Annotated in this window: 10 protein-coding genes; 6 read left to right on the top strand and 4 right to left on the bottom strand. The window is 68.8% G+C overall.

Features of this window, described 5'->3' with window-relative positions; genetic code table 11:
- Positions 1-185: 185 nt before the first annotated feature.
- Together AC3ANP_RS02095 and AC3ANP_RS02100 are read left to right on the top strand one after the other, a co-directional pair.
- Complete coding sequence (locus AC3ANP_RS02095) at positions 186-956, top strand: peptidoglycan-binding protein (RefSeq protein WP_488333125.1); 771 nt, start codon at positions 186-188, stop codon at positions 954-956.
- A gap of 7 nt (positions 957-963) precedes the next feature.
- A complete protein-coding gene (locus tag AC3ANP_RS02100; RefSeq protein WP_488331711.1) occupies positions 964-3,402 on the top strand; it encodes a hypothetical protein in 2,439 nt (812 codons plus the stop codon).
- 144 nt (positions 3,403-3,546) lie between these two features.
- Here AC3ANP_RS02100 and AC3ANP_RS02105 read toward each other — a convergent pair whose 3' ends face one another.
- From AC3ANP_RS02105 to pta, 3 genes are read right to left on the bottom strand one after another with little or no spacing between them, the layout of a single operon-like run.
- Positions 3,547-4,119 carry a GNAT family N-acetyltransferase gene (locus tag AC3ANP_RS02105; protein ID WP_488331712.1) on the bottom strand — a complete coding sequence of 191 codons (573 nt, stop codon included), beginning with the start codon at positions 4,117-4,119 and terminating at the stop codon, positions 3,547-3,549.
- Between the two features lie 55 nt (positions 4,120-4,174).
- Positions 4,175-5,344, bottom strand: a complete 1,170-nt coding sequence (locus AC3ANP_RS02110; RefSeq protein ID WP_488331713.1) for an acetate kinase — start codon at positions 5,342-5,344, stop codon at positions 4,175-4,177.
- Between the two features lie 9 nt (positions 5,345-5,353).
- Positions 5,354-7,516, bottom strand: coding sequence for a phosphate acetyltransferase (pta, locus tag AC3ANP_RS02115; RefSeq protein WP_488331714.1), 2,163 nt, complete (start codon positions 7,514-7,516; stop codon positions 5,354-5,356).
- Between the two features lie 90 nt (positions 7,517-7,606).
- Here pta and AC3ANP_RS02120 point away from each other — a divergent pair, with 90 nt between their 5' ends.
- The 4 genes from AC3ANP_RS02120 to AC3ANP_RS02135 all read left to right on the top strand — a co-directional run bounded on the left by AC3ANP_RS02120 (position 7,607) and on the right by AC3ANP_RS02135 (position 11,238).
- Entirely contained in the window at positions 7,607-8,113 is a 507-nt protein-coding gene (locus AC3ANP_RS02120) for a hotdog fold thioesterase (RefSeq protein WP_488331715.1), read from the top strand.
- Between the two features lie 17 nt (positions 8,114-8,130).
- Positions 8,131-9,468 carry a phenylacetate--CoA ligase PaaK gene (paaK, locus tag AC3ANP_RS02125; RefSeq protein WP_488331716.1) on the top strand — a complete coding sequence of 446 codons (1,338 nt, stop codon included), beginning with the start codon at positions 8,131-8,133 and terminating at the stop codon, positions 9,466-9,468.
- Between the two features lie 111 nt (positions 9,469-9,579).
- Positions 9,580-10,185, top strand: a complete 606-nt coding sequence (locus AC3ANP_RS02130) for a TetR/AcrR family transcriptional regulator (RefSeq protein WP_488331717.1) — start codon at positions 9,580-9,582, stop codon at positions 10,183-10,185.
- Between the two features lie 156 nt (positions 10,186-10,341).
- Positions 10,342-11,238, top strand: a complete 897-nt coding sequence (locus AC3ANP_RS02135) for a DUF427 domain-containing protein (protein WP_488331718.1) — start codon at positions 10,342-10,344, stop codon at positions 11,236-11,238.
- Between the two features lie 366 nt (positions 11,239-11,604).
- On the opposite strand, the gene AC3ANP_RS02140 is transcribed toward AC3ANP_RS02135, so the two are convergent.
- Positions 11,605-12,012, bottom strand: a complete 408-nt coding sequence (locus AC3ANP_RS02140) for a VOC family protein (RefSeq protein ID WP_488331719.1) — start codon at positions 12,010-12,012, stop codon at positions 11,605-11,607.
- Positions 12,013-12,112: the final 100 nt, after the last annotated feature.

Genomic DNA, 12,112 nt, shown 5'->3' on the forward strand with positions numbered 1-12,112 from the left:
CCTTTTGGAGGGTCAAAACGGCCCCTACGGAGCAGTCGATCGGGATTTCGGGCCCCGCGTGCACCAAAATTTCATCATCATGCTTACTATTGACCTGCACTAGGCACGTCGGTGGAGACACTGCTCACTGGGGGCAGCAGAAAACGGTGCCGGAACTGGAGTCATTCGTGAGTAACGACCGAGCCATGAACGGGTTGTCCGACGAGGAACTGCTGGCCGAAGGCGCGACCGCCCTTCCCGACAAGGAAGTGGCTTCCGTCCTGGACCTGAATGCCGACCTCAACCTCGGGATCAGCGCCGCAGCACCGATCGACCTAGGCGTCGCGGCAAACGCCAACGTTGCGGCACCGATCGGCGCCGCCGCCTCGGCCAACGTCCTCTCGTTCGGGTCCGAATCGCAGGCCCTTGCCGATCAGGGCACCATCATCAACCAGGGCATCACCGGCGATGCCACAGCGCACTCGGTGCAGGACAGCGGAATCGACCAGGGTACCGCTGCCGGGACCGCGTCCGATCCGGCCGCCGCACCTGCCACCACCACCGGTCCCGCCTCCGGAGGCGTGTCCGGCGTCGTGGATGCCGGCGCCGTTCCCGGCGCAACGACCGGCGGCGCAACGACCGGCGGTGTCCTGCCGGACGGCGCCGTTCCGGGCCTGGGCCAGGCGCTGCCCGCAGATCTCGGCGCGGCAACCGCCGGAGCCGCGGGAGCGCTCAACGGCAACTTGCTCAATGTCGATGTGAACTTGGACGCCAACGCCGGCATCGCGGCACCCATCAACGGTGCCGTCGCCGCCAACGCCAACGTTGCCGCGCCGATCGACGCCGCCGTCGGCGCCAACATCGGCTCCATCGACAGCAACGCGTACGCCGTCGCACAGCAGGATGCCATCATCAACCAGGACATCCACGGCAATGCCTCGGCTTCGGCCGACCAGCAGTCCGATCTGAAGCAGTAGCCCCTCGATGAGCACCGCACACGGAGGGCCGCCCGCGCAGGGCGGCCCTCCGGTCCGCTCCGCCACGGCAGCGCCAATGGCCGGCAGCCCGACGGCGGGTCCTACCGCCGAAGGCACCCTGCCGCCCCCCGCCCTGGCCGCCGGGGTCCAACTGATCGGCGAAACGAAAGGCTCCGGCTACAAGCAGGCGCCCTCCCTGGTCCGGCGCGCCGACGGCCAGACGCTCCAGCTGACGCGCCTGCTCTACCTCGTACTCGAGGCCGTGGACGGGCGCCGCACCCTCGAAGAGATCGCCCGGCACGCCGGCGGTGCCTACGGCAAGCAGGTCACGGCCGGGAACGTCCAGTCCTTGATCGAATCCCAATTGCTTCCGTTGGGACTGCTGCGGCTGCCGGACGGCTCGCAGCCCGAGGTCAGGAAGTCCAATCCGCTCCTGGGTCTGCGGTTCCGCTACTCCGTCACAGACCCGGAACGCACGCGGAAACTCACCGCGCCGTTCGCCACACTGTTCAACCCGCTGATCGTCGTCGCCGTGACCGCCGCCTTCCTCGCCACCTGCTGGTGGGTGCTGATGGTCAAGGGACTGGCCTCGGCCACCCATGAGGCCTTCGCCAACCCCGGGCTGGTGCTGCTGATCCTCCTGGTCACCGTGCTTTCCGCCGGCTTCCACGAATTCGGCCATGCCGCCGCGGCCCGCCGCGGAGGCGCCACGCCCGGGGCCATGGGCACCGGCCTGTACCTGATGTGGCCCGCGTTCTACACCGACGTTACCGACTCCTACCGGCTGGGCCGCGCCGGCCGCATCCGGACCGACCTGGGCGGTCTGTACTTCAACGCGATCGTCGCGGTGGCCATCATGGGAATCTGGTGGGCGACCGGTTTCGACGCGCTGCTACTGGTGGTGGTCACCCAGATCCTGCAGATGGTCCGACAGCTGCTGCCGATGGTCCGCTTCGACGGCTACCATATCCTCGCCGACGCCACCGGCGTGCCGGATCTGTTCCAGCGGATCAAGCCGACCCTGCTGGCGTTGATTCCTTGGCGCAGGACCGATCCCGAAGCCCAGGTCCTCAAGCCGTGGGCCCGGGCCGTTGTCACCGTCTGGGTGCTCGTCACCGTTCCGCTGCTGGCCTTCAGCCTGGTCACCATGGTCCTCACCCTGCCGCGGGTGCTCGGCACCGCCTGGGACAACGGATGGAAGCAGCAGGCCATGCTGTCGCACAGCGTGGCCGTCGGAGACTGGGCCGACGCCGCCGTGCGTGCGCTCGCCATCATCTGCCTCGCCCTGCCCCTCCTGGGCATCTTCTACATCCTGCTGCGTCTGGGCCGGCAGTTCGTCACCGGGCTCTGGCAAAAGACCCGGGGCAAGGCGCTGCAGCGCGGCGTAGCGATGGCGGCGGTCGCGGCCGTCACCGCGGGCCTGGCGTGGGCCTGGTGGCCCGGCGCGGAGAGCTACCGCCCGGTCCAGCCCTATGAACGCGGCACCCTGGCCGACGCCACCACCGCCATCTTCCCCGCCGCCACGGCCAGGGGAATGAAGCAGGGCCAGGCCGGCCGGACCGTGGCGCTCTGGCCCCAGGGCGCCCGCAAGCCCACCCGCGAGGAACCCCAGCTAAGCATGGTGCTGGTCCCCCGGTCCGCGCCTGCCCCGGCCACCGGAGCCGGCACGCCTACGACCGCTGCGCCCGCGCCCGCCTGGGTGTTCCCGTTCGACCGGCCGGCGGCCCCCGACGACGGCGGCAACCAGTCGCTCGCCGTCAACACCACCGACGGCTCCGTCACCTACGACGTGGCGTTCGCCCTGGTCTGGGCCGAGGACGGCGAGGATGTCCGGAACCGCAACGAGGCGTACGCGTTCGCCAGTTGCGCGGATTGCGCCGCCGTTGCGGTCGGTTTCCAGGTGGTGCTGATTGTGGGCCAGGCTGATGTGATCGTCCCGGAGAACCTGTCCGCGGCCGCCAACTACAACTGCCTGCGCTGCCTCACCTACGCCCTGGCCAGCCAGTTGGTCCTCACCTTGGATGGTCCCCTAAGCCCGGACGGCATGACCAAGCTCCAGGGGCTGTGGCAGCAGATAGCGGAGTACGGCCGGAATCTGCGGAACGTCCCGCTCTCGGAGATCCAGGGGAAACTGGCGGGGTTCAAGGAACAGATCATGCAGCTCGTCCGGACCGACCCCAGCGCCACCCACGGCGGCACCGGCGCGCCGACCACACCGCCTGCTGCCCCACCCGGTGCCACGCAGTCCTCGTCGCCCGGCACCACGGCGCCGCCGTCGACCGGTGAAACCGTCCCGCCCGCGCCGAACCCCACCCTGGCGCCTGAGCCCACGACGGCGCCGGACCGCAGTCAGTCTGCCGCCCCCACGGCCCCGGCCCCCGCTCCGAGTCCTAGCGGGGGGACGGTCCCGCCGCCTCCGGCGAGCACTGCCCCGCCCGCGCCGTAAGCCGACCGGGCGGGGGGGTGCCGGCGGCGGCGCTCCAGCCCAGTTACCGGTGCTGGAGCCTGGCAGCGGGCCCCGGGAGCCTTGCAGCTGCGCGGGGTGCCGCAGGTCCGGGGCGGGACGGCCGGAGGTAACTGGGCGGCAGCGTCACCGCGCCCGCCGCGCCTGCCATTCCTCCGCGAGCAGCGCGTACACCAGCTCGGTGGCCCACTGGCCCTTGTAGTGCCACTTGTCGACCTGCGTCGATTCCAGCCGCATGCCGAGGCGCTGGCACAGGGCGGCCGACGCGGTGTTGAGGGCGTCCAGCTTGGCGTCGATGCGGTGGAAGCCGAGGTCTTCGAAGCCGAACCGCAGCATCTCCGTCGCAGCCTCGCACGCGTAGCCCTTGCCGCGGGCCGCCGGCGCCAGGCTCCAGCCGACCTCGGCCTGGCCGCATCCGGCCAACCACTTGAGCACCACCTCGCCCAGCAGCCCGGGCACGTCCGCGGCCTCGATCGCCAGACAGACCCAGTCCCCCTCCTTCTCGAACTCGAAGTTGGCGTACTTGCCGACGGATTCCATGGACTGGGTGTAGCTCTTGGCCTCGCGCGGCAGGAACCGGGCGGTGTCGGGCAGCGAGTGGTAGGCGTGGAAAGCGTCCAGGTCGCCGGCCTCGAACCGGCGCAGCACCAGCCGCGGGGTGCGAAGAGGCAGCCGGAGGGGACGGTTCATCTCGGTCATGCCCCAACGCTACCCGTCCGCCGCTGCGGAGCCGCCGGTGCGGGCCTGGTGTCAGCTAGGAAGCAACCGCTGCACGGCTGACGACGGCGGCCGTCGCCTCGGCGATCGCCCGCTCCTCATCCGTGGGCACCACCAGGACCGGCAGCGCAGACCCGGGCGTCGAGATTACCCGCGGTTCCGTGGACCGCTCCCGGTTCAGTCGGCCGTCGAGCTCCACCCCGAGCGCTCCCAGCCGTTCCGCGACGAGGCTGCGGAACTGGTGTGAGTTTTCGCCAATCCCGGCGGTGAAAACCAGGGCCTTCGCCCCGCCGACGGCCACGTGGTAGCCGCCGATGTACTTCGCCAGCCGGTAGGACGCCACCGCCAGCGCCATGCCGGACCTTTGATCCCCGGCTTCGGCCGCCTCCACGACCGAGCGCATGTCGTTGTTCCCGGCGAGGCCCTTGAGCCCGGACTGGCGGTTGAGCAGCGAGTCGAGGTCCTCCGCGGACCAGCCGGCCCGGGCCAGGAAGATCAAGATCGAGGGGTCCAGATCCCCGGAGCGGGTCCCCATCACCAGGCCTTCGAGCGGGGTGAACCCCATCGAGGTGTCAATGGAGGCGCCCCCGCGGATCGCGGTGACGGAGGCGCCGTTGCCCAGGTGGGCGATCACGGCGTCGAACTCGTCCGGCGGCACATCCAGCAGGGCAGCGGCACGGTGCGCGACGTACTCGTGCGAGGTGCCGTGGAAACCGTAGCGCCGGATGCCGTGGTTCGCGTACAGCTCGTCCGGCACGGCGTACCGCCAGGCGTGCTCGGGCAGGGTGCGGTGGAAGGCGGTGTCGAAGACGGCCACCTGCGGCAGGTCCGGCCACTTCTTCGCAATCGCGCGGATGCCGAGAACGTTCGCCGGGTTGTGCAGCGGCGCCAGCGGGTTCAGCCGCTCGATGGCCCGAGTAATTTCGTTGTTGATGAGAACGGGCTCAGCGAACCGTTCGCCGCCGTGCACCACCCGGTGGCCAACGGCGTCCAGGGACCGGTCGCCGAGGGCTTCGTGGAGGACGCCGCCCACCTGCTCCAGGGCCTCCGCGTGGTCACGGGGCCCCTGGACCTCACCGTCGCCATCCCCGCCGTTGCCCACCCCGATCTTCTCGACCAGGCCCTCCGCGAGGACGCTGCCCGCCTCCACGTCGCGGACCTGGTACTTTAGCGAGGACGAACCGGAGTTGATGACGAGTACGAGCATGCTGGCCTCCTAAGCCTTGGCTTCGACGGGCTGTTCGGCACCGGGCACAGCTGCGGCGGGCCGGGCACCCGAAATCTCCGGGGCACCCGGTGCGGTCACGTCCTGGACCGACTGCGCCTGGACAGCGGTGATCGCCACCGTGTTCAGGATGTCGTCCACCGTGCAGCCGCGGGACAGATCGTTGACGGGTTTGCGGAGGCCCTGCAGCACGGGCCCGACGGCGACCGCGCCGGAGGACTGCTGGACCGCCTTGTAGGTGTTGTTGCCGGTGTTCAGGTCCGGGAAGATGAACACGGTCGCCTGTCCGGCCACCGACGAGCCGGGCATCTTGGACGCGGCAATCGCGGCGTCCACGGCGGCGTCGTACTGGATGGGCCCCTCCACCGCCAGGTCCGGGCGGCGCTGGCGCACCAGCTCGGTGGCCTGCCGCACCGCGTCGACGGCCTCCCCGGCGCCGGAGCCGCCGGTGGAGTAGGACAACATAGCCACCCGCGGCTCGACGCCGAACTGGGCCGCCGTTTCGGCCGAGGCCAGCGCGATGTCCGCCAGCTGCTCAACGTTCGGTTCCGGGTTGACGGCGCAGTCGCCGTAGACGAGCACCCGGTCCGGCATCAGCATCAGGAACACGGAGGAGACGATCTTGACGCCCGGACGGGTTTTCACGAACTCCAGGGCTGGCCGGATGGTGTGCGCCGTGGTGTGCGCCGCGCCGGACACCATGCCGTCCACCACCCCGAGCTGGACCATCATGGTGCCGAAGTAGCTTTCGTCCTGCATCACTTCAAGTGCCTTGGCCAGGTCCACCCCCTTGTGGGCGCGCAGCTCCGCGTAGGTCTGCGCGAACCCGTGCCGGAGCTGGGAGGTGGCTGGGTCCACGACGTTGATGCCGTTCAGGTCGATTCCCTGGGTGGCGGCGAGCTCGCGGACGTCGGCGTCGCGGCCCAGCACGGTGAGATCACAGACGTCGCGGCGGTGCAGGATCTCGGCGGCGCGCAGGATCCGGACGTCGGTGCCCTCGGGCAGGACGATGTGGCGGCGCTCCGCCCGGGCCCGTTCGATCAGGTCGTGCAGGAAACGCAGCGGCGTCATCCGCTCCGGCCGCGGCAGGTGCAGGCGTTCGAGCAGCTCCGCCTCGTCCACCCGTCTGGCCCAGAGCCCCAGCGCGGAGGCTACCTTGCGGCGGTGCCCGGACCAGATCTCACTGCGCACCTCGGAGACCCGCTTGGCGGTGACGTAGGTGTCGTCGGGAGACGCAAAGATCGGGAACGGGGCCTGTGCCAGCAGGGAGTACACGGTGGGGTCCGGCGCCAGGCCGCCGGAAAGGATCAGCGCCGACGGGACCGGGAATTCGGGCGAGAAGGAGGATGCCAGGCAGGCCACCAGCACGTCCGCACGGTCACCGGGCACGATCACCAGCGCGCCGTCGTCGAGCACGTGCAGGAAGTTGGCCACGTTCATCGCCGCCACTTTCACCGAGCGGACGTCGCGTTCCAAATCCGGCAGCCCGGCGACCTGGCCCAGTCCCAGCGCGGCGGCGACTTCGCCGGTGGTGGGACGGGCGATGTCCTCGAGCTCCGGGAAGACGTAGACCGGGCGGCCGGACGCGCCGGGGCGGACCGCGGCGGCGATGCTGTCCAGGTCCGCCGGGTCGGCGCGGTTGACCATGATGGCCAGCAGGGTGCACCGTTCGGCGGTCAGTTCCTTACGGGCCACCTCGACGGCGTCCGCGGTCTCGGCCACGGTGCGGCCCTTCGCGCCGACGACGGCGACCACCGGCGCCGCGAGGTTGTTGGCCAGGCGTGCATTGAGGTCGAATTCGACGGCGGCGTCCTGGCCGGTCAGGTCGGTTCCCTCGATGATGATCACGTCGCAGTGCCGGGCCATCTCGGCAAAAATCTCGACGCAGCGGGAGTCGATTTCCTCGCGTTTCCCCTCCGCGAGGAGGCCGCGGACCTCGGCGAAGGTCAGCCCGCCGCGGCAGCGTTCGTCGTCGAGGTCGAAGCGCGTTTTCATCAGGGTGACCATGGGGTCCGCGTCGGTCCGGGTGTGGACCACCGGTTTGAAGAAGCCGAGCCGGTCCGCGTGCCGGTGCAGGGTGTCCGCCAGGCCGAGGGCAATGAGTGACTTGCCGGATCCGGGTGTCGTTGCGCTGACGTAGATTCCTTTGGCCATGTGTCCCAGCATACTTACCCCCTTGACAGCGGGCACCCGCATGGGATTACCTAATGAACATTCGGTAAATAAGGCTGGAGGCAATGACGCATGGCTGAAGTGACAATTTCCGGGCCGGCCCACCCGGTCCTGAAGGACGATTACGCCTCCGAATGGATGGGTATTGAAGTCTTGGCGATCGAGGACGGCCACGCCACCATCCGGATGCCGCTCCGGCAGGAAATGCTGAACGGTTTCGGGATGGCCCACGGCGGCATGATCTTCGCGTTCGGTGACACGGCATTTGCCCTGGCCTGCAACCCGGCGAACCCCGCACCCGGCGAGGAAGGCAACATCACCGTCGCTTCCGGCGTCGACATCAACTTCATCAAGCCGGCCTTCCGCGGCCAGATCCTGACCGCCGTCGCGAACCGCCGCGCCAGCACCGGCCGCAGCGGTCTGTACGACATCCAGATCTATGCCGCCGCATCCGGCGCCACGTCCGGCCCGGCCGCCGCCCCCGTCACGCTCCCGGGCGGGCTCCCCGCCGACGACGCCGCAGCGTGGGAACTCGTCGCCGAGTTCCGCGGCCGCAGCCGCACCATCTCCAAAAAATAGAACCCTAGGACTCCCAGATGACCACCCCCACCGCTGAATCCTCCCGCTCCACCAGTGACGCTGTCCTGGACCGTGAGGAAACCATCTCCCGCGACGAACTGGAAGCCCTGCAACTCAGCCGGCTGCAGCACACCGTGGCCTACGCCTACGACCGTGTTCCGCTGTATAAGCGCAAGTTCGACGAGGCCGGGGTGCACCCGAGCGATCTGCGCGAACTCTCGGACCTGGGCAAGTTCCCGTTCACCACGAAGGAAGATCTGCGGCTCGAGTACCCGTTCGGCATGTTCGCCGTGCCGCAGCAGGAGGTGGCCCGGATCCATGCCAGTTCCGGGACCACGGGCCGCGCCACCGTGGTGGGTTACACCAAGAAGGACCTTGCCGACTGGGCCAAGCTCGTGGCCCGTTCGCTGCGCGCCTCGGGCGTCCGGCCCGGCATGAAGGTGCACAACGCCTACGGCTACGGCCTGTTCACCGGCGGCATGGGCGCCCACGCCGGTGCCGAGGCACTCGGCTGCACGGTGATCCCGATCTCCGGCGGCCAGACGGAACGCCAGATCACCCTGATCCAGGACTTCAAGCCGGACGCCATCCTCGCCACCCCCACCTACCTGCTGACCATCGCGGACGCCATGATGAAGCAGGGCATCGACCCGGCCTCGACGTCGTTGAAGTATGCGGTGCTCGGTGCCGAGCCGTGGACCGAAGAGATGCGGCACGAGCTCGAAGTGACCATGAACATCAAGGCCTGCGACATCTATGGCCTGTCCGAGGTGATGGGCCCCGGCGTCGCCGGCGAAGCCGTAGAAACGCAGGACGGCAGCCACATCTGGGAGGACCACTTCCGCCCGGAAATCATCGACGCCTTCGACTCCTCCGTGGTCCTCGGCGACGGCGAACCGGGCGAGCTCGTGTTCACATCGCTCACCAAGGAAGCCCTCCCGATCATCCGGTACCGGACCAAGGACCTCACCCGGCTGCTGCCCGGAACCGCCCGCCCGGCACACCGCCGCATGGGCCGCATCACCGGCCGCAGCGACGACATGATCATCCTCCGCGGCGTGAACCTGTTCCCCTCGCAGATCGAGGAGATCGCGCTGCGCATCCCCGAGCTAAGCCCGCACTTCCAGCTCGAGCTCACCCGGCCCGAGGGCCAGCGGATGGACCAGCTCACGGTCCGGATCGAGCGCCGTGAGTCGGTCACCGTCGAGGGGATCGCGGCCGCGGCCAGGGTCCTGAAGGAACAGATCAAGATCCACGTCGGCTCGTCCTGCGCCGTCAATGTCGTCGAACCGGGTTCGCTGGAGCGCTCCAACGGCAAACTGCGCCGGATCTACGACATGCGGCCCAAGGCCTAAACCCCTTCGGCCGGCCTGCCCTGACGGCCCCGCGCGACCCGGCTCCGGACCAGGCTCCGGGCCACGCGGGCAGGACAGGGCCGGCCGACCGTACATGAGAAACTAGCGAGTATGCCCAGCACAGGAACCACCGCCAAGCGCGGCCGCCCCGGCTATGACCAGCGGTCCGTCCTGCTGATCGCCGTCGACGTCTTTAACCGCCACGGCTACGATGCCACGTCGATGGGCATCCTCGCGGAGAATCTGGGGATCTCCAAGTCCGCGATCTACCACCACGTCCCGTCCAAGGGCGACCTTCTGAAGCTCGCCCTCGACCATGCCCTGGGCGGCCTGGAAGCCATCCTGGACCAGCCAGAGGCCACCAGCGGCACCGCCGATGCCCGGCTGGAATTTGTGCTCCGCGAGACCATCTCCGTGCTGGTCGAGCGGCTGCCGTTCGTCACATTGCTGCTCCGGCTGCGCGGCAACACCGAGGTGGAACGGGACGCCCTGGAGCGCCGCCGCGCCTTCGACCACAAGGTCGCCGCCCTGATCTCGGCGGCCCGGGACGAGGGTTCGCTCCGCCAGGACATCGACCCCCGCACCGTTACCCGACTGCTCTTCGGCACGATCAACTCGATCGTCGAATGGTACCGTCCGGGCGGCTCCCTCTCCCCCGAGAAGCTGGCCGACGACGTCATCACCATGGCCTTCAACGGTCTCCACGTCCCCGCCTAGGCGAAGCACCGGACATGCCCTCCGTTGCCGCGGACCGATGAGCATGATGGTGAAGTGTCCACTCGCTCCAGCCATCTAGGGGCATGTCCCTCGCAGGTGCGGGGTCCGGCGGGCGGAGTCATTGACGCCGCAGGGACGCACGCCCACCCTTGAGGCATGGCCATCAAACTTTCCCAAATGATCTTCGGAACCCTCCCCGAACTGCGCTACGAGCCCACCGCCAAAAGGATTCGGGCCAGCCGTGCCGGAGACGCCGTCGTCGACACGCGACAGGCCTACCTGGTCTGGGAGCCTCGCCGGGTCACCCCAGTTTTTGCCGTGCCGGAAGCGGACCTGCTGGCGGAACTCAATGCACCGGCCGCCCCGGGCCTCGACGTCCCGGAGGTCGGGTTCAGGATGGTGCGGGACGCACTCCCGGTGTTCGATCCCCGGACCGGCTTCGGCAAGCACACGACCGCCGGTGAGGAACTCGACGTCGTGACCGCGTCGGCTTCCGTCCCACGAGCGGGGTTCCGGCCCGCGGACCCGGATCTGGCGGGCTACGTGGTGCTCGACTTCGCCGCGTTCGACTGGCTCGAAGACGACGAGGAGATCATCGGCCATCCGCGGGATCCGTTCCACCGCGTGGACGTCCGGGCGTCGTCCGTGGCCGTGGAGGTGGCCCTCGGCGGCGTCACGCTGGCCAGCACTAACGCTGCGCAGCTCCTGTACGAGACAATGCTCCCGGTCCGCTACTACATACCGCCGGACGACGTGCGGCTGGACCTGATGGAACACAGCCCCACGTGGACCGTCTGCCCGTACAAGGGCAAAGCCAGCTACTGGACGTACCCGGGCGCGGAGGGCGGCCAGGACATCGCGTGGAGCTACGACCGTCGGCTCCCGGACGCAGCCCAAATCCATGGGCTCGTCAGTTTCTTCAATGAACGGGTGGACCTGACCGTCAACGGTACGCTCCAGCCCCGCCCCGTCTCGCCCTGGTCGCGTCCGGATCCGGAGCCGGACAGCCACGGGACGGCCGTGCCTGGCCCAAGCGCACCGGAAGCATTCTAACGACCCCGCGTGCTGTTGACGCGCGTCCCGGGCGCGTCCGTGCCAATGACTCCCCGCCAGGCCGCCGGCGAAGCCCCTGACGGCGCGGGCCCGGGGGCATGTCCAGTCTTCAACGCCTGTCATCAACATGCCCTCCGCTCCCGGCTCGTCCCACGGGACATGCCCTCTCCTGCCGCCGACGGATGGGCATGCTGGGGAAATGTCCACTCGCCACGGCCGGCAAGGGACATGTCCCCCCGTAAGCTCCGTCCGCGGGCCGTGGGTGCGCAGCGGTGTCCCCGGGCTGTCTGCCGCTGAAGACGCCGCTGAAGCAAAACGCACAGCAGCACCCCGGACCGGTCCGGGGTGCTGCTGGTGTGCTCCGGCTTAGAGCTGGTAGTCCGCCGCCGTGGAGATGTTCTCGTGCACGCAGAGGATGTTGTGCTCGGTGTCCATGAACCAGGCGCACTTCTCCGAATTCGTTGAACAGATGTGGTTCTCGGTCTTGAGATCCGGGAGATCGTAGTCCTGGAACGTCACGCCCCTGGCTTCCATCTCCTGGACCGTGCGTTCAATCTCGCTGACTTCGAAACTCAGGGTGGTGTGCTCTGAATGCGTTCCATCCTTGACTGGCATCAGCTGCAGCATCGGGCCGCCGTCTGAGCCGAACAATTCGCTTCCGTCCTCTGCCACACCACGGTGCGGGAGCCCCAGGGTGTCCGCGTAAAAATACCGGGCACGGGCCGCATCATCGACTGGCAGGACTGTTGTGGCTTTATTGAGGACAAGTGTCATTTCGCCACCTCCTACAGGGAGAATTTTACGCCGGAAGCGGGCGGAAAGAGCCTGCCGATTGCGTCCCCAGTCCTGACGCTCCCTCAGTGTCTGAGGGAGC

The organism is Arthrobacter sp. JB02-1C, from assembly GCF_057748045.1.

Bases quoted from the DNA above. Each gene is read 5' to 3' on its own strand.
- AC3ANP_RS02095 (WP_488333125.1), top strand. From the start codon at position 186: ATGAACGGGTTGTCCGACGAGGAACTGCTGGCCGAAGGCGCGACCGCC.
- AC3ANP_RS02100 (WP_488331711.1), top strand. From the start codon at position 964: ATGAGCACCGCACACGGAGGGCCGCCCGCGCAGGGCGGCCCTCCGGTC.
- AC3ANP_RS02105 (WP_488331712.1), bottom strand. From the start codon at position 4,119: ATGACCGAGATGAACCGTCCCCTCCGGCTGCCTCTTCGCACCCCGCGG.
- AC3ANP_RS02110 (WP_488331713.1), bottom strand. From the start codon at position 5,344: ATGCTCGTACTCGTCATCAACTCCGGTTCGTCCTCGCTAAAGTACCAG.
- pta (WP_488331714.1), bottom strand. From the start codon at position 7,516: ATGGCCAAAGGAATCTACGTCAGCGCAACGACACCCGGATCCGGCAAG.
- AC3ANP_RS02120 (WP_488331715.1), top strand. From the start codon at position 7,607: ATGGCTGAAGTGACAATTTCCGGGCCGGCCCACCCGGTCCTGAAGGAC.
- paaK (WP_488331716.1), top strand. From the start codon at position 8,131: ATGACCACCCCCACCGCTGAATCCTCCCGCTCCACCAGTGACGCTGTC.
- AC3ANP_RS02130 (WP_488331717.1), top strand. From the start codon at position 9,580: ATGCCCAGCACAGGAACCACCGCCAAGCGCGGCCGCCCCGGCTATGAC.
- AC3ANP_RS02135 (WP_488331718.1), top strand. From the start codon at position 10,342: ATGGCCATCAAACTTTCCCAAATGATCTTCGGAACCCTCCCCGAACTG.
- AC3ANP_RS02140 (WP_488331719.1), bottom strand. From the start codon at position 12,012: ATGACACTTGTCCTCAATAAAGCCACAACAGTCCTGCCAGTCGATGAT.